General features: G+C 73.4%; 22 protein-coding genes and 1 riboswitch. Of the genes, 12 read left to right on the top strand and 10 right to left on the bottom strand.

The window, feature by feature from the left end:
* The first annotated feature begins 2 nt into the window (after positions 1-2).
* The gene (locus tag F3L20_RS11430; RefSeq protein ID WP_150154141.1) at positions 3-377 is read left to right on the top strand and encodes a fic family toxin-antitoxin system, toxin component; all 375 of its coding nucleotides are present in this window, start codon (positions 3-5) and stop codon (positions 375-377) included.
* On the opposite strand, the gene F3L20_RS11435 is transcribed toward F3L20_RS11430, so the two are convergent.
* The 4 genes from F3L20_RS11435 to bioB all read right to left on the bottom strand — a co-directional run bounded on the left by F3L20_RS11435 (position 378) and on the right by bioB (position 4,380).
* Complete coding sequence (locus F3L20_RS11435; RefSeq protein ID WP_150154142.1) at positions 378-1,088, bottom strand: class I SAM-dependent methyltransferase; 711 nt, start codon at positions 1,086-1,088, stop codon at positions 378-380. It abuts the gene before it with no gap.
* Positions 1,089-1,156: 68 nt separating this feature from the next.
* Complete coding sequence (gene bioD / locus F3L20_RS11440; RefSeq protein ID WP_150154143.1) at positions 1,157-1,873, bottom strand: dethiobiotin synthase; 717 nt, start codon at positions 1,871-1,873, stop codon at positions 1,157-1,159.
* 1 nt (position 1,874) lies between these two features.
* The gene (locus F3L20_RS11445) at positions 1,875-3,155 is read right to left on the bottom strand and encodes an adenosylmethionine--8-amino-7-oxononanoate transaminase (protein WP_150154144.1); all 1,281 of its coding nucleotides are present in this window, start codon (positions 3,153-3,155) and stop codon (positions 1,875-1,877) included.
* Positions 3,148-4,380: a biotin synthase BioB gene (bioB, locus tag F3L20_RS11450; RefSeq protein ID WP_150154145.1), complete on the bottom strand. Its 1,233-nt coding sequence runs from the start codon at positions 4,378-4,380 to the stop codon at positions 3,148-3,150. Before bioB ends, F3L20_RS11445 begins: the two co-directional genes overlap by 8 nt.
* Before the next feature lie 146 nt (positions 4,381-4,526).
* On the opposite strand from bioB, the gene F3L20_RS11455 reads away from it, so the two are divergent.
* A complete protein-coding gene (locus tag F3L20_RS11455; RefSeq protein WP_150154146.1) occupies positions 4,527-5,654 on the top strand; it encodes an 8-amino-7-oxononanoate synthase in 1,128 nt (375 codons plus the stop codon).
* A 202-nt stretch (positions 5,655-5,856) separates the two neighbouring features.
* Here F3L20_RS11455 and F3L20_RS11460 read toward each other — a convergent pair whose 3' ends face one another.
* The gene (locus F3L20_RS11460) at positions 5,857-6,081 is read right to left on the bottom strand and encodes a DUF397 domain-containing protein (protein WP_145826061.1); all 225 of its coding nucleotides are present in this window, start codon (positions 6,079-6,081) and stop codon (positions 5,857-5,859) included.
* Between the two features lie 9 nt (positions 6,082-6,090).
* Positions 6,091-6,951: a helix-turn-helix domain-containing protein gene (locus F3L20_RS11465; protein WP_145826060.1), complete on the bottom strand. Its 861-nt coding sequence runs from the start codon at positions 6,949-6,951 to the stop codon at positions 6,091-6,093.
* Between the two features lie 212 nt (positions 6,952-7,163).
* Here F3L20_RS11465 and F3L20_RS11470 point away from each other — a divergent pair, with 212 nt between their 5' ends.
* Positions 7,164-7,640: an ATP-binding protein gene (locus F3L20_RS11470; protein ID WP_150154147.1), complete on the top strand. Its 477-nt coding sequence runs from the start codon at positions 7,164-7,166 to the stop codon at positions 7,638-7,640.
* Positions 7,641-7,770: 130 nt separating this feature from the next.
* Here F3L20_RS11470 and F3L20_RS11475 read toward each other — a convergent pair whose 3' ends face one another.
* From F3L20_RS11475 to F3L20_RS11485, 3 genes are all read right to left on the bottom strand, one after another.
* Positions 7,771-8,244 carry a C40 family peptidase gene (locus tag F3L20_RS11475; protein ID WP_145826058.1) on the bottom strand — a complete coding sequence of 158 codons (474 nt, stop codon included), beginning with the start codon at positions 8,242-8,244 and terminating at the stop codon, positions 7,771-7,773.
* Positions 8,245-8,247: 3 nt separating this feature from the next.
* A riboswitch (cyclic di-AMP (ydaO/yuaA leader) is annotated at positions 8,248-8,435 on the bottom strand.
* 346 nt (positions 8,436-8,781) lie between these two features.
* Positions 8,782-9,090 (bottom strand): hypothetical protein, encoded by a 309-nt coding sequence (locus tag F3L20_RS11480; RefSeq protein ID WP_150154148.1) that lies wholly within the window; start codon positions 9,088-9,090, stop codon positions 8,782-8,784.
* Positions 9,091-9,097: 7 nt separating this feature from the next.
* Positions 9,098-9,733: an ATP-dependent Clp protease proteolytic subunit gene (locus F3L20_RS11485; protein WP_150154149.1), complete on the bottom strand. Its 636-nt coding sequence runs from the start codon at positions 9,731-9,733 to the stop codon at positions 9,098-9,100.
* A 64-nt stretch (positions 9,734-9,797) separates the two neighbouring features.
* On the opposite strand from F3L20_RS11485, the gene F3L20_RS11490 reads away from it, so the two are divergent.
* Positions 9,798-10,085: a type II toxin-antitoxin system Phd/YefM family antitoxin gene (locus F3L20_RS11490; RefSeq protein ID WP_150154150.1), complete on the top strand. Its 288-nt coding sequence runs from the start codon at positions 9,798-9,800 to the stop codon at positions 10,083-10,085.
* 250 nt (positions 10,086-10,335) lie between these two features.
* On the opposite strand, the gene F3L20_RS11495 is transcribed toward F3L20_RS11490, so the two are convergent.
* Positions 10,336-11,337, bottom strand: a complete 1,002-nt coding sequence (locus F3L20_RS11495; RefSeq protein WP_150154151.1) for an ABC transporter permease — start codon at positions 11,335-11,337, stop codon at positions 10,336-10,338.
* A 103-nt stretch (positions 11,338-11,440) separates the two neighbouring features.
* Here F3L20_RS11495 and F3L20_RS11500 point away from each other — a divergent pair, with 103 nt between their 5' ends.
* From F3L20_RS11500 to F3L20_RS11535, 8 genes are all read left to right on the top strand, one after another.
* Positions 11,441-12,070 (top strand): TetR/AcrR family transcriptional regulator, encoded by a 630-nt coding sequence (locus tag F3L20_RS11500; RefSeq protein WP_150154152.1) that lies wholly within the window; start codon positions 11,441-11,443, stop codon positions 12,068-12,070.
* Positions 12,071-12,425: 355 nt separating this feature from the next.
* The gene (locus tag F3L20_RS11505) at positions 12,426-12,728 is read left to right on the top strand and encodes an urease subunit gamma (protein WP_150157298.1); all 303 of its coding nucleotides are present in this window, start codon (positions 12,426-12,428) and stop codon (positions 12,726-12,728) included.
* Positions 12,729-12,742: 14 nt separating this feature from the next.
* Positions 12,743-13,054: an urease subunit beta gene (locus tag F3L20_RS11510; RefSeq protein ID WP_024884914.1), complete on the top strand. Its 312-nt coding sequence runs from the start codon at positions 12,743-12,745 to the stop codon at positions 13,052-13,054.
* Positions 13,047-14,768: an urease subunit alpha gene (locus F3L20_RS11515; RefSeq protein ID WP_150154153.1), complete on the top strand. Its 1,722-nt coding sequence runs from the start codon at positions 13,047-13,049 to the stop codon at positions 14,766-14,768. Before F3L20_RS11510 ends, F3L20_RS11515 begins: the two co-directional genes overlap by 8 nt.
* Positions 14,768-15,442, top strand: a complete 675-nt coding sequence (locus F3L20_RS11520) for an urease accessory protein UreF (protein WP_150154154.1) — start codon at positions 14,768-14,770, stop codon at positions 15,440-15,442. The genes F3L20_RS11515 and F3L20_RS11520 overlap by 1 nt, the downstream gene beginning before the upstream one ends.
* Before the next feature lie 411 nt (positions 15,443-15,853).
* Entirely contained in the window at positions 15,854-16,537 is a 684-nt protein-coding gene (gene ureG, locus F3L20_RS11525) for an urease accessory protein UreG (protein ID WP_150154155.1), read from the top strand.
* Positions 16,525-17,304 carry an urease accessory protein UreD gene (locus tag F3L20_RS11530; protein WP_150154156.1) on the top strand — a complete coding sequence of 260 codons (780 nt, stop codon included), beginning with the start codon at positions 16,525-16,527 and terminating at the stop codon, positions 17,302-17,304. The genes ureG and F3L20_RS11530 overlap by 13 nt, the downstream gene beginning before the upstream one ends.
* A 142-nt stretch (positions 17,305-17,446) precedes the next feature.
* Positions 17,447-19,045 carry an alpha/beta hydrolase gene (locus F3L20_RS11535; RefSeq protein WP_150154157.1) on the top strand — a complete coding sequence of 533 codons (1,599 nt, stop codon included), beginning with the start codon at positions 17,447-17,449 and terminating at the stop codon, positions 19,043-19,045.
* Positions 19,046-19,095: the final 50 nt, after the last annotated feature.

Below are 19,095 nucleotides of genomic sequence, written 5' to 3' on the forward strand. Positions count from 1 at the left end.
CCTTGGACCACGTACGCATCGACCTCGCCTGGCTGCTCATGCTCGCCGAGCAGCAGACCCCCGGCGACCCCCAGGTCACCGACTGGGGCGCGCTCGTCGCAGCCGTCGCCCGTCACGACGCCGGGATATTCGACGTCCCCGTCTACGACACCCCGCACAGCCGCGCCGCCGCGCTGCTCCAGCTGCTGATCCACGTCCCCGCGCTGGAGCGCTCCAACGCGCTCTTCGCCTCCGCCGTCGCGTACGCCTACCTGGTCGCCAGCGGCCTGAAGGTCGTCACCTCGCCCGAGCAGGTGCGCGACCTGGCCCACCTGGTGAAGCGCGACGGCGCGGACGTCGACACCATCGCGGCCGAACTGCGCCGCTGGTGCGCGTGATCAGCGCCCTGCGGCCTCCGTGCTCTCCGCGTCCCCCACGGGCCGCCACGCGGTGCCGATGACGCAGAACGACTGCGGCAGCGCCGGCCCGTTCTCCGGGACGGTCATCCGCCGGTAGGGGCCCAGCTCGAACCCGGCCGCCCGCAGCGCGCCGACCGGGTTCCGGGCCAGGTGGCAGCCACCGGCCAGCGGTGGCCACACCGTGCGGTCCAGCGCCCGCTGAGTGAGGTGCATGACCCGGCCGCCGCCCGCGCCGTGCTCGAAGAACCGCACCTCGCCGCCGGGCCGCAGCACACGCCGCACCTCGGCGAGCGCCCGCTCCACGTCGCGCACGCTGCACAGCACCAGCGACAGCACCGCCGCGTCGAACGCCTCGCTCTTGACGGGCAGCGCCTCCGCCACTCCGGGCGCCACGTCCACCGGCATCTCGGCCCGCAGCGCCGCCTCCACGGCCAGCGTGCGCAACGCGCGCTCCGGCTCCATGGCGACGACCTCCGCGACGGTGCGCGGGTAGTGGGCGAAGTTCAGGCCGTTGCCCGCGCCGATCTCGATCACCCGCCCCGACAGACCGCCGAGCAGCCGGCGCCGTACGTCCGCCATCCCCGCGCGGCTCTCGGCGGCGACGCTGCAACGGGCGTACCAGCGCGCGAAGACCGGATGGTGCACGGGATCCCGCGCCGCCTGGGCGGAGCGGGGGGACCGCAACTGCATGGGGACCTCCCCGGGACGGACCTACGGCGATTCTCCCCGTCGGCCCGCCCGGCGAACCACCGTGCCGGTCAGGCGGCCTCCCGGGCCCGGAAGACGTCCGCGTCCCAGGTGCCCTCCAGGCGGGGCGCCAGCCAGTCCGGGGCGGCCGTCCGGAACCGGTCCGGGCCGAGCCGTCCCGCCCCCTCCGGCACCGCGCCCAGCAGCGGGACGCCCGTGACGTCCGGCAGGTCCAGCAGGTTGCAGCGCTCCGCGAGGCCGGGGTCCGCGGGCCAGCTGCCGATCACCACCCCCACCGGGTCGAGCCCGCGCCCCCGCAGCTCCCGGACCGTCAGCTCCGTGGCGTTGAGGGTGCCCAGACCCGCGGACGCCACCACCAGAACCGGGGCGCGCAGCAGGGCCGCCGCGTCCGCCAGGGTCCCGCCGGCCGCGTCGAACCGGACGAGCAGGCCGCCCGCGCCCTCCACCAGCACCAGGTCGTGCTCGGTGGCCAGTTTGGCGGCCCGCTCGGCGATCTCGTGCGGATGCACGGGCGCCCGGCCCGCCCGGCGGGCGGCCGTGGCGGGCGCCAGCGGCTCGGGATAGCGGGCCAGTTCGGCCGACGTCACCGGCCCGGCCAGCCGCTCGACCTCGGCGGCGTCCCCGGGTTCCCCTGGCCCGACCCCCGTCTGCGCGGCCTTCAGCACCGCCACCGACCGGCCGCCCGCCGACGCCGTCGCGGCGACCGCGGCCGTCACCACCGTCTTGCCGACCTCGGTGTTCGTGCCCGTCACCACCAGCACCGGCATGTCATCCCTCCTTCGCCGCCGCGCACACCGCGCGGGCGATACGGGCCACGTCCTCGTCGCCCGTGACGTACGGCGGCATCGTGTACACCAGATCGCGGAACGGACGCAGCCAGACGCCCTCCCGCACCGCCGCCCGGGTGGCCGCGGTCATGTCGACGTCGTGGTCCAGCTGGACGACCCCGATCGCGCCGAGCACCCGGACGTCCCGTACCCCGGGCAGCCGGGCGGCCGGGGCCAGCCCCTCGCGCAGCCCGGACTCGATCCGCTTGACCTCCGCCCGCCAGTCCTGGCCGAGCAGCAGCTCCACGGAGGCGCAGGCGACGGCCGTCGCCAGCGGGTTGCCCATGAAGGTCGGGCCGTGCGCCAGCACCGGCACCTCGCCGCGCGAGATGCCCTCGGCCACCCGCGCGGTGCACAACGTCGCCGCCATGGTGAGGTAACCGCCGGTCAGCGCCTTGCCCACGCACATCACGTCCGGCGACACGGCCGCGTGCTCCGCCGCGAACAGGGCGCCGGTACGGCCGAAGCCGGTCGCGATCTCGTCGAGGACGAGCAGCACGTCGTGGGCGTCGCACGCCTCCCGCAGCACCCGCAGATACGCGGGGGAGTGGAACCGCATCCCGCCCGCGCCCTGCACCACCGGCTCCACGATCACCGCGGCCAGCTCACCGGCGTGCCGCTCGATCATCTCCCGCAGGTGGTCGGCGTACGCCTCCTCGTAGGGGCCGGGCGGGGCGTCGGCGAAGACCTGGCGTGGCAGCACCCCGGACCACAGCTCGTGCATCCCGCCCTCGGGGTCGCACACCGACATCGGGTGCCAGGTGTCACCGTGGTAGCCGCCCCGCCAGGTCAGCAGCCGTGACTTCTCCGGACGGCCCAGCGAACGCCAGTACTGCAGGCACATCTTCACGGCGACCTCGACCGACACCGACCCCGAGTCGGCCAGGAACACGTGCTCCAGGCCGTCCGGCGACATGTCGACAAGGAGCTTCGCCAGCCGTACGGCGGGCTCGTGCGTGAGCCCGCCGAACATCACGTGACTCATCCGCCCGAGCTGGTCGTGGGCGGCCTCGTTGAGCACCGGGTGGTTGTAGCCGTGGATCGCCGACCACCAGGACGACATGCCGTCGACCAGCTCGCCCGAACCGTCGGCCAGGGTGAGCCGCACCCCGCTCGCCGACGCGACGACGAGCGGTTCCTGACGGCCCGGCATGGGCCCGTACGGGTGCCACACGTGCCGCCGGTCGAGCTCCAGCAGCGCGGCGACCGACTGCTCAGGCATTGGGCGCGAGGTCCGTTCCGGCGCCCCGGCGGCGCACGGCGACCAGGTCGGGACGCGGCTCGTCGGCCGAGGCGGCGGGGGCGGCGGCGGGGGCCGTTCCGCAGACACCGCCGCCCTCGTGCGAGCCGCAGCCGCCCTCCGCGCCGTCGTGGGACCCGCAGCCGGGGTCGCCCTGGGATCCGCATGCCCCGCCGCTCGCGTGCGACCCGCAGCCACCGCCCGCCCGGTGCTCGGGCAGCGTGACCTCCCCGGCGCCCTCCACCTCGAAGCCGGCGTCCGCGATCATCTCCAGGTCGGCCTTGCCGGCCTGGCCCTCGCTGGTGAGGTAGTCGCCGAGGAAGATCGAGTTGGCCAGGTGCAGCGCGAGCGGCTGCATCGTGCGCAGATGGACCTCGCGGCCGCCCGCGATCCGCACCTCGGCGTCCGGGCAGACGAACCGCACCATCGCCAGGATGCGCAGGCAGCGCTGCGGGGTCAGGTTCCACTCCTTGGCGAGCGGGGTGCCCTCGAACGGGATCAGGAAGTTGACCGGAACCGAGTCCGGGTCCAGTTCGCGCAGTGAGAACACGACGTCGACCAGGTCCTCGTCGGTCTCGCCCATGCCGGCGATCAGCCCGGAACAGGCGGACAGACCGGCCGCGTGCGCCTTGCGCACCGTGTCCACCCGGTCGGCGTAGGTGTGCGTGGTCGTGATCTCCCCGTACGTCGACTCGGACGTGTTGAGGTTGTGGTTGTAGGCGTCCGCGCCCGCCTCGCGCAGCCGTTCGGCCTGGCCGTCGGAGAGCAGGCCCAGGCAGGCGCACACCTCGACGTCCTCGTTCTGCTCCTTGATGGTCCTGATGGTGTCGGACACCCGGTCCACGTCACGGTCGGTCGGACCGCGCCCACTGGCCACCAGGCACACCCGCTTCGCACCGCCGGCCAGGCCCGCGGCGGCCGCCCGGGACGCCTCGTCCGGCTTCAGCCAGGTGTACTTGAGGATGTCGGCCTTCGAGCCGAGCCGCTGCGAGCAGTAGGAGCAGTCCTCCGGGCACAGCCCGGACTTGAGGTTGACCAGATAGTTGAGTTTCACCCGGCGGCCGAACCAGTGCCTGCGCACCTTCCCGGCCGCCGCCACCACGTCGAGCAGCTCCTCGTCGGACGTCGCGAGGACGGCCAGCGCCTCGGCCCGTGTCGGCGTCTCGCGCCGAAGCCCCTTGTCCACCAGCGTGTTCAGCAGGTCCATGAGAGCCGATCCTGTCCTACCCGGCCCGTCCGGGCCAAGGAGACTTCGTACAACGAAGCCGTCCGGCGGTGTGGGTATCACCACACAGAGGTCCGGCCGGCCTGCCGCTAATGTCTGTGCACTGCCTACAAAATCCCGGAGGACCCATGGCGTTCGGCTGGATCGACGAGCAGGCGGAGCAGCGCCGCAGTGCCGGGCTCGTCCGCACCCTGCGCCCCCGGCCGGCCGACACGCCGCTCCTCGACCTCGCGAGCAACGACTACCTCGGGCTGGCCCGTCATCCCGAGGTCACCGAGGGGGCGGCCCGGGCCGCCCGGACCTGGGGCGGCGGCGCGACCGGCTCCCGCCTGGTCACCGGCACCACCGAGCTGCACGCCGAACTGGAACACGAACTGGCCGATTTCTGCGGGTTCGAAGCGGCCCTGGTGTTCTCCTCCGGCTACGCGGCCAACCTGGCCGCCGTCACCGCGCTGGCCCCGCACGGCTCACTCGTCGTCTCCGACGCGGGCAACCACGCCTCGCTGATCGACGGCTGCCGGCTGGCCCGGGGCGTCACGCAGGTGGTGGCGCACCGCGACCCGGACTCCGTACGCAAGGCGCTGGACGGCCACGAGGGCCCCGCGGTGGCGGTGTCGGACACGGTGTTCTCGGTGGACGGCGACGCGGCCCCGCTCGTCGCGCTGGCCGAGGCGTGCCGGGAGCACGGCGCGGGGCTGGTGCTGGACGACGCGCACGGCCTCGGGGTGCTCGGCGACGGCGGCCGGGGCGCCCCGCACGCGGCGGGCGTCGCGGGCGCTGACGACGTCGTCGTCACGGTGACGCTGTCCAAGTCGCTCGGCAGCCAGGGCGGCGCGGTGCTGGGTCCGGCCCGGGTGATCGGCCATCTGGTCAACGCGGCACGGACGTTCATCTTCGACACGGGTCTCGCGCCGGCGGCGGCGGGCGCGGCCCTGGCGGCGTTGCGGCTGCTGCGCCGCGAACCGGGGCGCGCGGCGCGGGCGGGAGCGGTGGCGCGGGAACTGCACACCCGGCTGACGGCCGCGGGTCTGGAAGCGGTACGTCCGGACGCCGCGGTCGTCTCCGTGCGCGCCCCGTCCCCGGAGCAGGCCGTGCGCTGGGCGGCCGACTGCCGGGCGGCCGGTCTGTCCGTGGGCTGCTTCCGTCCTCCTTCCGTGCCCGACGGCATCTCACGGCTCAGACTGACCGCCCGGGCGGACCTGTCCGGGGCGGAGATCGAACGCGCTGTACGGGTGATCGGCGATACGCGGCCATGAGTCGGCGGGGCACGGCCGTGCGTCGCGCGATGAACGGTTGATCGGTCGGAACGTTCGGATGAGTCGGAACGTTCGGACCGGTCGGATCGTAGGGACCGGTCGTCGGATCGTAGGGATCGAACGGACGGGCCGGATCGTTCGGACGGGTTGTCCCGACGGAAAGGCCGGGTTCGGCCGGATCAGGGGCGCGGACGCGGCCGGGTCAGCGGACCGCGGTCACGAACTCCGCCCAGCTGTCGGGGGAGAAGAGCAGCGCCGGCCCGTCCGGGGCCTTGCTGTCACGCACGGCGAGCAGTCCGGCCAGGGGGCCGGTGGCCGGCCGGGCCGTCTCCACACAGTTGTTCGCCCCCGTGCTGTAGCTGCTGCGCAGCCACCGCACATCGCGCAGGGCGAGGCTGGAAGGGATGGTCCGAGGCGGTGCGGGCATCGTGCCTCCTTACGCGCCGGCCGCTGCGCCGGCGATGAAATCCAACGACTCCTCGGGTGACAGGGCGTGCGTCGAGAGGGCGTCGAAGGCCTCCGAGTACGCCCGGAGGTCTTCTTTCCGTTCCAGGTAGTGACTACTCGTCAAGTGGTCGAGAACCACCACATCCAGGTCAGATGTGCGCGAGAACGAAAAGATGACGAACGGACCCGTCACACCGATGTGCGCGCCAGCGCTGAACGGCAGTACCTGCAGGCGCACTTGGGGCAGCCGGGCGGCCTCGATCAGCCGGTCCAGCTGGCGGGACATCACTTCGGGGCCGCCCACCTCCCGGCGCAGCACGGCCTCGTCGAGGACCGCGTTCAGCTCCAGCGGCGGATCGGCCCGCAGGACGTCCTGCCGGGCCAGCCGTACCTCCACCAGCGCGTCCAGTCGCTCCTCCGAGGCACCCTCCAGGGCCGCCTCCGTCACCGCACGCGCGTACTCCGGGGTCTGCAGCAGTCCCGGGATCACCGTGGTCTCCAGGGTGCGCATCGCGCTCGCCTGGGACTCCAGGCTGATGAAGTCCCGGTAGGTCGGGGGCAGTACACCCCGGTAGGCGTGCCACCAGTGGTCCCGCCCGTCGCCCTTCCCGGAGCCCGACAGCACCAGCAGCAACTCCCGCAACTGCGGTTCGTCCACGCCGTAGACGTCGAGCAGTAACCGCACGTCGGCCGGTTTCACCCCGCTCGTGCCCGTCTCGATGCGGCTCACCTTCGACTGGTGCCAGCCTGCCAGCCGGGCCGCGTCCCCACTGGTGAGTCCCGCCGCGGTGCGCAGCGCGCGCAGTTCGGCGCCCAGTTTCCTGCGGCGCACCGCGGGACCGTGCTGCATGGGCCTCTCCTTACTCCTTCCGAGCCGCCCGGATACGGTCTCCCGTCGCAGAGTTCACCGCTTTGAGCGACAGATATATGCATATCTTGGTGGATCGCCGCGCCGCGCCCTGCGGTGATGGCAGTCTGGCGACGAAGCACCAGTGCGGGACCGTACTCGAACCAGCCGCTCCGTGTCGGACTGCGGTCCCGTGGGAAAGGGACGACGTCGCCATGGCAGACCATCTGGAAGCATCCGTCACTCTGCCGAGCGATCCCGCCTCGGTCGCCGCGGCGCGGGCCCACGTGGCCGGCGCGCTGGCGGAATGGGGGCTGCCACCGGACGCCGAACTGTACGACACGGTGCGGCTGATCGTCTCGGAACTGGCCACCAACGCGGTGCAGCACACCTTCGGCCAGTCACCCACGTTCACGGTCGACGTCGTCCTGGTCCGTGAGGAACGGGTGCACATCGGGGTGACGGACAGCCACCCGCGTCTGCCCAAGCGGCTGCCCGCCGCGGTCCAGCAGGACAACGGGCGCGGCCTGGTCATCATCCGCTGGCTGACCGTGGAATACGGGGGCAGGCTGAGAGTCCGCCCCACGCGTCAGGGCGGCAAGACCGTCGCCGTCGAACTCCCTTGGCCGGGGACCACGGTCACCGCCCAGCCGACGGAGGCGGTCACGGCAGCGGTGCAGCCGGAGCTCTGACGGCACGTCACGGCACGGGCGGGCCGGGGGGCACTGAAGGCCCGCAGGACGTCCCGTGGGCGGCGCCCGGCCCACGGGGGCGGTCACGGCTGGGCGGCGGCGCTCCCGCGGACACCGCCGCCACCGTCGGTCACTTCACGCGGCCGTACCAGACGCTCTTGGTCCAGATCTTCTGCAGCCGCACCACGTCCCCGGTCTTCGGGGCGTGCCAGATCTTGTTGTTACCCGCGTAAATCCCCACGTGGTAGACGTAGCTGCCCGAGTGGAAGAACACCAGGTCCCCGGCCTTCCGGCTGCTCTTGGAGATGTGCCGGGACTTGTTGTACTGCTGGGCGGCCGTGCGGGGCAGCTTCTTGCCCGCCTTCTTGAACGAGTACAGCGTGAGGCCCGAGCAGTCGAACCGGTTCGGCCCGGTGGCACCCCACGCGTACGGCGCACCCTTCTTGGACGCCGCGACCTTCAGGGCCTTGACGCCCGTGGTCGCCGCCGCGGCCTCCGAGGCCGCTCCGGGGACCGCGATGGAGCCGCCCACGGCGGCCAGGGTGAGGGCCCCGGCCGTGCCGGCCCGGGCCATGAGAGACGGGACACGATTGAGCGCACTCATGCGCAACCCTTCGTCAGCCGCCTGTGAAGGATGACCTGTCGGATTCGGGCTGGCGAAGTAGCCCGGCCGCGTCAGCGGCTTCACCCCAAGGGCTGCTCGGAACGTGAGCTCCGGCGACCCGTCGTGCTTGGGTCCTCCACTCCTGCCGATCCACTCCTGTCGACCGGTCATCCGGGCGGCGGCAGGACTCGGCGTCCGCCCGGATCGCCCCGCCGCGGCGGCGGGGGCTTGTCGTCAGTCAGGGATCTTGCTTCATTTCGCGGTCGATTTCCCAACGGAACGGGGGGTTTGTGTTGTTACTCACCACTCACCCGTTCGGGTGGACAGCTGTCCGTTCGACTCGCCGTCGACGAGCCGGAGGAGCCCCGGACCAGCGACGGAATGGTCAATTCCGCCTGACGGGCGCGCGTGTGGTGCAACTTGGACAGCACCGAAACAGGAGGCGTGTCTACGCCGGATGGTGGTACGCCGTGCGGTCCGTTTCACCCGTGCGCGGCGTGTTCCGTCTGCGGGCCCGGCGTTCCGCGCCCGCTCGTGTCAACTCCCGGTCTGCGGCGGTAGCGTGACCCTGGCCGTACGCCGCTCGCCGTCGAGGACCCGCAGGGCCCGTGCCAGGGTCTGGGCGTGCAGTTCGCTCTCGCCGCGCCGGTGCATCAACGTCAGGGCGTCGCGCAGCGCGACCGCCTTGCCGACCAGCGCCTGGGCGGCGCGCAGGCTTCGGTAGGTGTCGCCGGCCTGGGCCGGATTGACCCGGCCGAGCTGGTCGACGACCTCCAGGTAACGGTCGATCAGCTCGGCCTCGGCGCGGGTCAGTGCGGGCAGCGGGGGAAGTTCCGGTGGCAGCATCCGCGGCTCACCTCGCGCCGGTGGCGGGGCGGGCGGCCCTGTGGTGCGGCACGATCCGGTCCGCCAGGCCGTAGTCCACCGCCGCCCGGGCGTCGAGGACCGTGTCCCGCTCCAGATCCTCGCGCACCCGCTGCACGGGCCGGCCGGTGTGCCGCGCCAGCATCTCCTCCGTGCGGACCCTGATCCGGTTCAGCTCGTCGGCCTGGACGGCCAGGTCGCTCGCCCTGCCCTCCACCGGCTCCGGCAGGGCGGGCTGACGGAGCACCAGGCGGGAGCCGGGCAGTACGTAGCGCTTGCCCGGGGTGCCGGCGGCCAGCAGCAGCGCGGCGGTGCCCTCCGCCCGGCCCAGGCAGACCGTCTCGACGTCGCAGGTGACGTAGGTCAGGGCGTCGTGGAGCGCCGACATGGCGTGGAAGGGGCCGCCGGGGGAGTTGACGTACAGCGAGATGTCCCGGTCGGGGGAGTGGTGCTCCAGGTACATGAGCTGGGCCGTCACGTCATTGGCCGCGGTCTCGTCGATCCGCGTCCCGAGGACCACGATCCGCTCCTCGAGCAGCCTCGCGTACGGATCCGTCGTCCGGTGCCCGGATGCCGTGCGGTCGGTGAACTCGGGCAGGACGTGGCGGGCGGACGGTCGGGTCATGGTGCCCTCCTGGCTCGTTGTCTGTAAAAAATGTACAGGACGTACGTCACGTTATGATGGTCGCATGGCTTACGAGATTCCGGTGACCCAGGCCAGGGCCGAGCTCGCCGACCTGATCAACCGCGTGGTGTACGGCGGCGAGCGGGTCGTCGTGACCCGGCACGGGAAGCCGCTCGTCGCCCTTGTCTCCGCCGATGACCTGCGACGACTCGACGAGCTGAAGGATGTGCCGGAGGGGGCGGAGGAACCGGTGATCAGTACGGTGGCGGGCGTACGCGAGGTCGCGTCCGCCCCTCGCGAACACCACCGCTTCGGCATCGCCGCGGAACACCGGGGCCCGGCCCCTTCCTGACAGCGGCGCCACCAGCCCCGGGGGCGCCTCGCCCCATTCAGCCGCGGGCAGTCGTGCCCCAGGGCGGCATGACTGCCGGCGACCGGCGAGATTGCTCCAGCGGCACGACTGCCCGCGACCGGTGAAAGTGCCCCAGCGGTACGGCCGTCCGCGGCTGACGAGCCCCTCCGCAGACTGCGCCCCCGCGCACGGAACCGCGCACCCCCGTCCGCCACAGCGGGGGCGCGCGGTCGCTCCGGAAGGGGCCAGGTCAGTTCGCCAACGCCGGCTCACGCTCGGGTGTCTCCCGTGCGGGTGCCGTACGCCCACGCACCGCGTGGCCCACCAGTACCGCGCCCAGTCCCAGGGCCGCCCACCACGTCAGGGTGAGGGCGGGCCCCACCGCCGCCGCCCCGTCGAAGAAGGACACCGAGCGGAGCAGCGACACCCCCGCGCCCGGCGGCAGCCACTGGCCGATCGCCCCGACCGGCTCCGGCAGCATCTCCGGTGCCGAGGCGGCGCCCGAGAACGGGTTGCCCAGCAGCATCATGAGGAGGGCGCCGAGCCCGAGACCGGGCCGCCCGAGCAAGGCCGCGAGCCCTGCGACCGCCCCGCTCACGGCCAGCGTGGCCAGGGCGAAGGTGCCCGCCACGGCCCACCGGTCGCCCGGCAGGGCATCCAGCCAGCTGTGCGCGAGGGCGGCGGCGACCACGCCGACCAGTGTCGCGGAGCCGGCCAGCGCGGCCAACGCGGCGAGGCCCCTCAGTCCGAGCACCGTCACCGCCACCCCCGCGCCGATCCCGGCCAGCGCCAGCGGCAGCACACTCGTGTTCAGCACCGCCCCGCGCGGGTCGCTCGCCGCGGCCGGCACCACGTCCTCCGTCACGACCTTCCCGCCGGAGGCGGCCGCCCGGTGCTCCACCGCCTGCTGGAGCAGCTGCGCCACCGCCGGGCTCGCGGCCGACGCGGTCAGCAGCTTCGGGCCCTGCCCGGTGACGACGACCGCTCCGTACACCTCGCGGTCCTCGATCGCGTCGCGGGCCGCGGCTTCGTCCGGGTAGCGGTGGAGGTCGAAGGCGCCCTTCCGCTCCTCCAGTTGCTGCGCGAGCGGCGCGGTGGCCGCGGGCGGGCCCGCGACGCCGATCGGCAGGTCCCGCGGCGCCGTGCGGGCCGCAGGCCAGGCGAAGGCCCACAGGGCCAACGCCACCAGGATGGGGACCAGCACCAGGACGGCCGCGATCCGGCGGTGCTGCGGCAGGGAGGTGGGAGACATCAAGGGCTCCGTTAAAAAGAAGGATCGTTCGTTTTGCTTTGTCCTCACCGTCCCGCCGATCCCTCCTCTTGTCAAGAAGGAATGTTCGTTTTAAGTTGGCGGCATGGCTCGCGTCTCCCAGGAACACCTCGAAGCCCGCCGTCGGCAGATCCTCGACGGCGCCGCCGTCTGCTTCGCCCGCAACGGCTTCCACGCCACGTCGATGCAGGACGTGCTGAAAGAGGTGGACCTCTCCGCCGGTGCCGTCTACCGGTACTTCAGCGGCAAGGAGGAACTGATCGAGGCCATCGCCTCCGAGGTGCTCGAGACGGTGCGCGGCACCCTGGAGCAGGCCGCCCAGGAGAGCCCGCCGCCCACCCCCGACGTGATGGTCCCGCGCGCCCTGGCCCTGATGCGGCAGGTGCGGCCGGCGACCCTGGAGACGGGGGAGTGGCTGTTCCCGCGGCTGATGATCCAGGTGTGGACCGAGAGCACCCGCACCCCGGCGCTGACGGCCGTGCTCACCGAGGGCTACGCCAAGATCCGCGAGGCGTGGGGGGCCATGGCGAAGAGCTACAAGGACGCCGGCCTGCTGCCCGAGGACGCCGACGTCGACGCGATGGCCCGCGCGATGATCGCGCTCGTGCAGGGCTTCGCGGCCCAGATGGCGATCTTCGGTGACATCCCGCCGCAGGTTCTCGCCGAGGGCACACGCGCCCTGATGGCCACCGGCCGCACCGCCTCCCCCGCCTGAGCCGGGAGGCGTGCGGGCCGGACCACGACACCCGCGCCTCCTCCCCGCCCCTGAGCCGGGAGGGGACGCGTGCCTCGACGGCGGCGGGCCGCGCCGCTTCCCGCGGCCTGAACCGGGAGCACACGGGCCTTGACGCCGACACGCCGCGCCGCTCCCGGTGCCTGAGCCGGGAGGTGCGCCGGCCCGGAGGACGACACACCGTGCCGCCTCCGGTACCCGAGCCGGGGCGCCGCGCGGTTAACGTCCTCGAAACGCCGCCCGGCTAGCCTCCGGGTCCACGCCACCGGGGAGCCTTCCCGTGGCCGCGGCCACCGGGCCCCGCACGGCCCGGAGCGAGGACAGTGAGGTGGATGCCGTGCAACTGACCCCGCACGAGCAGGAGAGGCTGCTCATCCATGTGGCGGCCGACGTGGCGGCGAAGCGCCGCGAGCGCGGACTCAAGCTCAACCATCCCGAAGCGGTCGCGCTCCTCACCTCCCACATCCTCGAGGGCGCCCGCGACGGCCGTACCGTCGCCGAACTGATGGCGTCCGGGCGGAAGGTACTCACCCGGGACGACGTCATGGACGGGGTCCCCGAGATGATCCCCGACGTGCAGGTGGAGGCCACCTTCCCGGACGGCACCAAGCTCGTCACCGTCCACGACCCCATCGTCTGACGGGAGGAACCGCCGTGACACCCGGAGAGATCCTGTTCGCCGAGGGCCCGATCGTCTACAACGAGGGCCGCGAGACCACCCGGCTCACCGTCCTCAACGCGGCCGACCGGCCCGTGCAGGTGGGCTCCCACTACCACTTCGCCGAGGCCAACCCCGGCCTGGAGTTCGACCGGGAGGCGGCCCGCGGCAAGCGGCTCGACGTGCCCGCCGGCACCGCCGTACGGTTCGAGCCCGGCATCCCCGCCGAGGTACGGCTGGTGCCGCTGGCCGGGACGCGGACCGTGCCCGGGCTGCGCGGCGAGACGGGGGGCGCCCTCGATGCCTGAGATCTCCCGTGAGGCGTACGCCGACCTGTTCGGGCCGACCACCGGTGACCGCGTCCGGCTCGCCGACACCGATCTGCTGATCGAGATCGAGGAGGACCGCTGCGGCGGCCCCGGACGCTCCGGCGACGAGGCGGTGTTCGGCGGCGGCAAGGTCATCCGCGAGTCGATGGGGCAGTCCACCGCCACCCGTGCCGACGGCGCCCCCGACACCGTGATCACCGGCGCGGTCGTCGTCGACCACTGGGGTGTCGTCAAGGCCGACGTCGGCATCCGCGACGGCCGGATCACCGGCATCGGCAAGGCCGGCAACCCCGACACGATGGGCGGGGTCCACCCGGACCTGGTCATCGGCCCCGAGACCGAGGTCATCGCGGGCAACGGACGGATCCTGACCGCCGGGGCGATCGACGCGCACGTCCACTTCATCTGCCCGCAGATCGCCGACGAGGCGCTGGCCTCCGGCATCACCACCCTGGTCGGCGGCGGCACCGGACCCGCCGAGGGCTCCAAGGCGACCACCGTCACCCCCGGCCCCTGGCACCTGGCGCGGATGCTGGCGGCGATGGAGGCGTACCCGCTGAACATCGGGCTGCTCGGCAAGGGCAACACGGTGTCGCAGGAGGCGCTGCTGTCCCAGGTCCGGGGCGGCGCCGTCGGGCTGAAGCTGCACGAGGACTGGGGTTCCACCCCCGCCGTCATCGATGCCGCGCTCACCGCGGCCGACCGGACCGGCGTGCAGGTCGCCATCCACACCGACACCCTCAACGAGGCCGGTTTCGTGGGCGACACGCTCGCCGCGATCGCCGGACGCGGCATCCACGCGTACCACACCGAAGGCGCGGGCGGCGGGCACGCCCCGGACATCATGACCGTGGTCTCCCAGCCGCACGTGCTGCCCAGCTCCACCAATCCGACCCGCCCGTTCACCGTCAACACCGTCGAGGAGCACCTCGACATGCTGATGGTCTGTCACCACCTGAACCCGGCCGTACCCGAGGACGTGGCCTTCGCCGAGTCGCGGATCCGGCCGTCCACCATCGGCGCCGAGGACGTGCTGCACGACCTCGGCGCGATCTCGGTCATCTCCTCCGACTCCCAGGCGATGGGACGCGTCGGCGAGGTGATCATGCGGACCTGGCAGACCGCCCACGTGATGAAGCGCAGGCGTGGCGCGCTCCCGGGTGACGGCCGTGCCGACAACCACCGGGTGCGTCGCTATGTCGCCAAATACACCATCAACCCGGCGGTGGCCCAGGGCATGGCGGGCGAGATCGGCTCGGTGGAGAGCGGCAAGCTGGCCGATCTGGTGCTGTGGGAGCCGAAGTTCTTCGGGGTGAAGCCCCATCTCGTCCTCAAGGGCGGGCAGATCGCCTACGCGCAGATGGGGGACGCCAACGCGTCCATCCCGACCCCGCAACCGGTCCTGCCCCGGCCCATGTTCGGCGCGATCGGCCGGGCGCCCGTGGCCAACTCGGTCAACTTCGTGGCGCAGGAGGCCCTCGACGCGGGCCTGCCCGACCGGCTGGGCCTGGGCAAACGCTGGGCGGTCATCGACTCCACCCGCTCGGTGACCAAGGCGGACATGCGGGAGAACGACGCCCTGCCCGACGTGAGGATCGACCCCGACAGCTTCGCCGTGCGCATCGACGGGGAGCTGGTCGAGGCGACACCGGCCGAGGAACTCCCGCTCGCCCAGCGCTACTTCCTCTTCTGATGTCCAGAGCAGCACTGCTCGTCCTGGCCGACGGACGGTTCCCCGCCGGAGGGCACGCCCACTCCGGCGGGGCGGAGGCCGCCGTCCACGCCGGGCGGATCACCGGGGCGGCGAGCCTGGAGGATTTCTGCCGGGGACGGCTGCACACCACGGGCCGGGTGGCGGCCGCGCTCGCAGCGTCCGCCGCCCTGGGCGTGGACCCGGCGGCCCTGGACGCGGCCGCCGACGCCCGCACCCCCTCGCCCGCGCTGCGCACCGCGGCCCGCAGGCTGGGCCGGCAGTTGCTGCGGGCCGCTCGCGCCACCTGGCCGGGCGACGAACTGGACGAGCTGGCCCGTCGGTTCCCCAAGGGGGCGCACCAGCCGGTGGTGCTCGGGGTCGCCGCCCGGGCGGCCGGGCTCGGCCCGCAGGACGCGGCGCACTGCGCGCTCTACGAGAGCGTCGGCGGGCCCGCGACCGCGACGGTACGGCTGCTCGGGCTCGACCCGTTCGACGCGACGGGGGTCCTCGCCCGGCTCGCGCCGGAGGCGGACGAGCTCGCGGCGGCGGCCGTAGCGGCGGCCCGCCGCGTCGCGCACGAGGGGACCGACGCGCTGCCCGCGACGTCCTCCCCGCTGCTGGAGGTGTACGCCGAGGCCCACGCGGCCCGCTCCGGGCGGCTGTTCGCCTCGTGAGCCCCACACTCCCGGAGCGCCTCGTGAGCCCACATCCCGGGCCCCGGCCCCTCGCCCGCGAGCGCCGCGCCCGGGCCGCGGCCCGGTTCACGCTCGTAGCCGCCCGTGTCGGGGCTCGGCGGGGCCCGCCGCGGGCTCCGGGCGCGGCGCGTGGTCCGGGCCTGTCTCCCGCACGGGAAGTCGCCGTACGAGCAGCCCGGCCCGCCTCGTGCGCCGGCACCTGCCCGGCCCGAACCCCGGACGGCCTGGTGGGCAGGACGTTCCCGGGCGCCGGTCCGCAGCGGCACACGGGACGCGTCCGGCCCCACCCGCGTTCGCAGGCGGGTTCCCGAGCCCACCCGCCCCCACCCCCTCACCCGACCCCGACGGCCCGTCTCCGTACCCGACGCGCCGTGACCCTGGAGGTGCCGCATGCATCGTGACCACTCCTTCCCGTACGGCGGGCCCGCCGTCCTCGGCGCCGACGCCCGCCGGCCCGACGGGACCCGGCGCGCCCTGCGCATAGGGCTCGGCGGACCCGTCGGCTCGGGGAAGACCGCGACCGTCGCCGCGCTCTGCCGGGCGCTGCGCGACGAGGTGTCGCTGGCGGTGGTGACCAACGACATCTACACCCGGGAGGACGCCGAGTTCCTGCTGCGCGAGGCCGTCCTCCCGGCCGAGCGGATCACCGCCGTGGAGACGGGCGCGTGCCCCCACACCGCGATCCGGGACGACATCTCCGCCAACCTCGAAGCGGTGGAGGAGCTGGAGGAGACGGTCGGCCCCTTGGACCTGGTGCTCGTCGAGTCCGGTGGGGACAACCTCACGGCCACCTTCTCCAAGGGGCTGGTCGACGCGCAGATCTTCGTGATCGACGTGGCGGGCGGGGACGACATCCCGCGCAAGGGCGGCCCCGGCGTGACCACCGCCGACCTGCTGGTCGTCAACAAGACCGACCTCGCGCCGTACGTCGGCTCCGACCTCGGCCGCATGGCGGTCGACGCCAAGGCGCAACGGGCCCACCTGCCCGTGGTGTTCCAGTCGCTGCGGGAGCGGAGCGGGGTCGCCGAGGTGGCCGGCTGGGTGCGGGAGCGGCTTGCCGCGTGGGCGGCGTGAACACCGAGGGAGTCCGGGCCGATGTCCGGGTGCACGCCCGCGCGGACGGCCGGGGCGGCACCGCGCTGCCCGTCCTGGAGAGCCGTGGCCCGCTCACCCCGCGGCGGACGCGGGGGAGCGGTGCCGCGGCGCACGTCCTGCTCGTCGGCGCCATGAGCGGTCCGCACGGCGGGGACCACTTCACGGTCCGGGCCGACGTCGGCCCCGGGGCCCGGCTGCGGCTCGGTTCGGCCGCCGCCACCCTCGCCCTGCCGGGCCAGCACGGCGGGCAGGCGCGTCAGGACGTGCGGATCACCGTGGCCGAGGGCGGCGAACTGCACTGGCTGCCGGAGCCGCTGATCTCCGTCACGGGCAGCGGGCTCACCGTCCGTACCCACGTCGACCTCGCTCCGGGGGCCCGGCTGGTCCTCCGTGAGGAACTGGTCCTGGGGCGGGCCGGTGAGGAGCCCGGGCGGCTCACCTCCCGGCTGACCGTACGGATCGACGGGCGCCCGGTCCTCGACCAGGAACTGGACTGCGGACCCGGAGCACCCGGCGGATGGGACGGGCCGGCCGTGCTCGGCGGACACCGGGCCGTCGGACAACTGGTCGTCGCGGACCCCGAGTTCGCGGAGAAGCCGGTCGCCGCCGGCGCGCCCGGGGACGGCACGGCCGTGCTGCCGCTGGCCGGTCCCGCCGTGCTGGTCGGCGCGGTTGCGCCGGACGCCCTGCGGCTGCGGCGCCTGCTGGACGCGGCACCGGGCTCCTTCACCCCGGCATCCGCCTGACGCGACCCCGCGTCCGCATGCCACAACTCCCAGGTCCGGTTATCGGATTGGCAAAGAAGACGTATCCCCTCTGTCCCCGGTGACGTCCGGGGAGCGAGGATCCTCCCCCGTACCCATCGAAACCTTGTACGGGGAGGCCCCCTTGAGGGACAGCAGACCGAAGAGGCGGGTGGCGGCGTTCGGTTCGGCCGGCGTGCTCGTCACGGCGACACTCATAGCCGGCGCCGTCGCGGCGCCCACGGCGAGCGCGACGGCCGCCCACGAGGGCAAGGACCGCGAGGCCAAGGGCGTGGCGGTCGCCGCCGCCCGGGCCGCGAAGACCGGCGTCGACTGGCGGGACTGCCCCGCCGACTGGAACCTGCCCAAGCCCATCCAGTGCGGCTGGGTCTCGGTTCCCCTGGACTACGCCAAGCCGAACGGCAAGCAGATCAAGCTCGCCGTCGACCGCATCGGCAGCACCGGCACGAAGAGCGAGCGCCAGGGCGCGCTGCTGTACAACCCCGGCGGCCCCGGCGGCTCCGGTCTGCGCTTCCCGACCCGGGTCACCGCGAAGAACCCCGTCTGGGCCACCACGGCCAAGGCGTACGACTTCGTGGGCTTCGACCCGCGCGGCGTCGGCAAGTCCGCGCCCATCTCCTGCGCCGACCCGCAGGAGTTCGTCAAGGCGCCCAAGGCCGACCCGGTGCCCGGTTCCGAGGCCGACAAGCGCGAACAGCGCAGGCTGGCCCGCGAGTACGCCGAGGGCTGCTACGAGCGCAGCGGCGCGATGCTGCCCCACATGACCACGCCGAACACCGCGCGCGACCTCGACGTCATCCGCGCCGCCCTGGGCGAGAAGAAGCTCAACTACCTGGGCGTCTCCTACGGCACCTACCTCGGCGCCGTGTACGCCACCCTGTTCCCGGGCCACGTGCGCCGCATGGTCGTCGACAGCGTCGTCAACCCCTCCCGGCAGAAGATCTGGTACCAGGCCAACCTGGACCAGGACGTCGCCTTCGAGAGCCGCTGGGCGGACTGGCAGGACTGGGTCGCGAAGAACGACGCCACCTACCACCTCGGCACCACCCGCGCCGCCGTCCAGGCGCAGTGGCTGAAGCTGCGCGCCGCCGCCGCGACGAAGCCGCTCGGCGGCGTCGTCGGCCCGGCGGAGCTGCTCGGCTTCTTCCAGAGCGCCCCGTACTACGACTCGGCGTGGGCCTCGACGGCCCAGATCTTCAGCCAGTACGTCGCCGGTGACGCCCAGGCGCTGATCGACGCCGCCGCCCCGGATCTCACCGACACGGCGGGCAACGCGGCCTCGGAGAACGGCAACGCCGTCTACACCGCCGTGGAGTGCACCGACGCCAAGTGGCCGACGAACTGGCGCACCTGGGACCGTGACACCACCCGGCTGCACCGCGACCACCCCTTCCTGACCTGGTCCAACACCTGGATGAACCTGCCCTGCGCCACCTGGCCGGTCGCCCAGCGGACCCCGGTCGAGGTGAAGACCGGCAAGGGCCTGCCCGCGGTGCTGATCGTCCAGTCCGAGCGGGACGCGGCCACCCCGTACGGCGGTGCCGTCGAACTGCACAAGCGGCTCAAGGGCTCCCGCCTGATCACCGAGCGGGACGCCGGCTCGCACGGCGTCACGGGCCTGGTCAACCCCTGCGTCAACGACCGGGTCGACACCTACCTGCTCACCGGCAAGGTGGACCGCTCCGACGTGACCTGCGCCCCGCACGCCACGCCGAAGCCGTAGTCGAAGTCCCAGTCGTAGCCGTACGACACTGAGGGGCGGCCGGAGTGTTC

Source organism: Streptomyces tendae (assembly GCF_008632955.1).
Classification (GTDB): Bacteria; Actinomycetota; Actinomycetes; order Streptomycetales; family Streptomycetaceae; genus Streptomyces.

Excerpts from the sequence above, each read along its gene's own strand:
- F3L20_RS11435 (WP_150154142.1), bottom strand. The coding sequence starts at position 1,088 with ATGCAGTTGCGGTCCCCCCGCTCCGCCCAGGCGGCGCGGGATCCCGTG.
- bioD (WP_150154143.1), bottom strand. The coding sequence starts at position 1,873 with ATGCCGGTGCTGGTGGTGACGGGCACGAACACCGAGGTCGGCAAGACG.
- F3L20_RS11445 (WP_150154144.1), bottom strand. The coding sequence starts at position 3,155 with ATGCCTGAGCAGTCGGTCGCCGCGCTGCTGGAGCTCGACCGGCGGCAC.
- bioB (WP_150154145.1), bottom strand. The coding sequence starts at position 4,380 with ATGGACCTGCTGAACACGCTGGTGGACAAGGGGCTTCGGCGCGAGACG.
- F3L20_RS11455 (WP_150154146.1), top strand. The coding sequence starts at position 4,527 with ATGGCGTTCGGCTGGATCGACGAGCAGGCGGAGCAGCGCCGCAGTGCC.
- F3L20_RS11460 (WP_145826061.1), bottom strand. The coding sequence starts at position 6,081 with ATGCCCGCACCGCCTCGGACCATCCCTTCCAGCCTCGCCCTGCGCGAT.
- F3L20_RS11465 (WP_145826060.1), bottom strand. The coding sequence starts at position 6,951 with ATGCAGCACGGTCCCGCGGTGCGCCGCAGGAAACTGGGCGCCGAACTG.
- F3L20_RS11470 (WP_150154147.1), top strand. The coding sequence starts at position 7,164 with ATGGCAGACCATCTGGAAGCATCCGTCACTCTGCCGAGCGATCCCGCC.
- F3L20_RS11475 (WP_145826058.1), bottom strand. The coding sequence starts at position 8,244 with ATGAGTGCGCTCAATCGTGTCCCGTCTCTCATGGCCCGGGCCGGCACG.
- F3L20_RS11480 (WP_150154148.1), bottom strand. The coding sequence starts at position 9,090 with ATGCTGCCACCGGAACTTCCCCCGCTGCCCGCACTGACCCGCGCCGAG.
- F3L20_RS11485 (WP_150154149.1), bottom strand. The coding sequence starts at position 9,733 with ATGACCCGACCGTCCGCCCGCCACGTCCTGCCCGAGTTCACCGACCGC.
- F3L20_RS11490 (WP_150154150.1), top strand. The coding sequence starts at position 9,798 with ATGGCTTACGAGATTCCGGTGACCCAGGCCAGGGCCGAGCTCGCCGAC.
- F3L20_RS11495 (WP_150154151.1), bottom strand. The coding sequence starts at position 11,337 with ATGTCTCCCACCTCCCTGCCGCAGCACCGCCGGATCGCGGCCGTCCTG.
- F3L20_RS11500 (WP_150154152.1), top strand. The coding sequence starts at position 11,441 with ATGGCTCGCGTCTCCCAGGAACACCTCGAAGCCCGCCGTCGGCAGATC.
- F3L20_RS11515 (WP_150154153.1), top strand. The coding sequence starts at position 13,047 with ATGCCTGAGATCTCCCGTGAGGCGTACGCCGACCTGTTCGGGCCGACC.
- F3L20_RS11520 (WP_150154154.1), top strand. The coding sequence starts at position 14,768 with ATGTCCAGAGCAGCACTGCTCGTCCTGGCCGACGGACGGTTCCCCGCC.
- ureG (WP_150154155.1), top strand. The coding sequence starts at position 15,854 with ATGCATCGTGACCACTCCTTCCCGTACGGCGGGCCCGCCGTCCTCGGC.